The organism is Amedibacillus dolichus DSM 3991 (assembly GCF_000154285.1).
GTDB lineage: Bacteria > Bacillota_I > Bacilli_A > Erysipelotrichales > Erysipelotrichaceae > Amedibacillus > Amedibacillus dolichus.
Window position 1 is genome coordinate 1 of sequence record NZ_DS483465.1, and the last position, 2,208, is coordinate 2,208.

At 29.7% G+C, this 2,208-nt stretch carries 1 protein-coding gene; it reads left to right on the top strand.

Annotation, left to right across the window (positions count from 1 at the left end; all coding sequences use genetic code 11):
- Positions 1-162 precede the first annotated feature (162 nt).
- Positions 163-2,208, top strand: a 2,046-nt coding sequence (locus EUBDOL_RS01020; RefSeq protein ID WP_004797609.1) for an SHIRT domain-containing protein, incomplete at its 3' end; no start/stop codon positions are given.

The following is a 2,208-nucleotide window of genomic DNA, read 5'->3' on the forward strand; positions in this document are numbered from 1 at the left end:
CAAATAAGTTTGCCCTTTTTAGCGTTCAATTAAATAGCGAAAATATAAGCACTATCATGTCTGATTTGGATACCCTCTGATTTTAGATATAATGGTGCTTTTTGCATTTAGATAGAGAAATTAAGTACATTATCAAGCGGGAGAAAGGAGATAAGAAAAGGAATGAAACAAAAAGGTTTAATGAAGAAATTAGGTGCTGTGTTATTCGCGATAGTAATGACTGTTTCTATATTTTCACAATTCAGTGGATCGGTATTTGCCCTAGAAACAGCTACTTCTTTATTTCAAGATGAAGCTCTACATGAGATAAATGATGATGTTGAAGTTAGTATTATGAATGTTTCAAAACCAGATTATGAGATTTATCAAGGTAATAATACTCGAGTTACTTTTGATTTTAAAATCGTTAAAAAAAATATCGGTGATGTATTTAAGCTTAATGAGGAAATAGAAATTGAAACAAATATCGGCGATTTATTTGATGCTAATTGGAGTGATTTTTCTAATATCGAAATAAATGATGATAATAATAAATTATTGGCTACGGTTTCTTTTACTGAGAAAAAAATAATTTTTGTTATAAAAGATGGGGCGGTAGATTCTGATGCGTTATCAGGTCAAGTTATTTCTGTTGAAAAATTAACCGCTAAAGACGTAGGTGCTACAAAAGATAAAGATGTGAAAAAAGAATTGATTATTGGGAATGCTAAAAGGAATGTTACTTTTAAATATTTTAATCAAAACCCGATAACTCCTAGTGATAAAAGCCCTGTAGATATTGATACATCTTGGAAAAATGCTTGGTCTAATAATTCAAAAACAGGTGCTACAACTAGTATTGAAGTTAATCCTATAGGCTCTATGGATTTGTATGGGTTTTATACATATCCTGAGAATCAGAAACCTAACAGAAATCCACAGATTACAAGTTATGATAACTTTTTAGTTAAAGATATTATTCAAGATCAAGGGTATATAGATAAAAACAGTATAAAAATATATGCTGCAGTACCTGATATAGGTGTAAAAAATGTGAACGCAACATACAACGGTTGGTATAAAGTTCCTGCAGGAACATACTATGCAGCAAGACAAGGTACTATTAGATATCGCATAGATAAAAACACTGTAGAAGATTTTGGGAGAGAAAGGTTAACTTATTTAACGCAAAGTCCTAATGAAACTTATGATCAATTTTATAATAGAATTGTTTCTAATCCATTACAGTGGGGAATTTATTATTCTTCTGAAACCAATACTGAAACATTTTTGTGTAATTTTGGCGGTATAGGACATAAGGATCCTATTAAAAATAATGGAATTAAATATAGTGATTATGGTATTCAAGATAGAGGAGAAGCATTGGGGGATAAAAACTTTTTATCAGATACTGGACCAACTGCAGGTAATATTGTAAGTTATTATATCGAATATAATTCCTATTATCCTGATGTAGAAGGTGTAAAGAATGTTGAAAATAGTGTGGAGTGCTATGATGTTACACCAACAAATAAAAGAAAAATAGGTGGTAATACAGCAGCATTTGAAATTAATAATGGTGGTGGATTTGGTACTATACGCAAAAATGAATTAAGTTTATTATTAGTTGATGAAGAAGATAATAGTAAGCCTATTAGTAATGCTAAATTTAAAATCCAACAAAAAGTTGGCAACAAATGGATTGATACTAAGATAGAAAAAGTAACGGATAGCGATGGAAAAATAAAAATAAAGAATTTCCCTAATGGAACTTATAAAATTGTTCAATTATCTACTGCTAATGGATATATATTTGATAATAATTCGTATAAAGAATCTTCAAATTCATTATTACAAAAGGTTAGCCAAAATGGAGAATTTACTATTTCTGATGATAAATCATTTGGCGTAGGTACGATTGTAACTAATGAAAAAAAGAAATATTATTCAGTAAAATATGAATTTAAAAGCAAAAATGGTGAAACACTTCCGTTTGAAGTAACTAGTTTGTTACCCCAAGATGTTAATAAATATTATGAAGGTGATACAATTAGTGCAATCAAATTATTAGAAACAGAAGTTGCCGTATCCAATGGAGTATGGGAGTTTAAAGGATATGATGCGAATGATAAAGTGGTAGATGCAGATAGTGCAGATGTTGATAGGAATATAACATTCATTGGAACATGGGAATTTAAGAAAAATGCAAGTATAATCAATCATATTCCA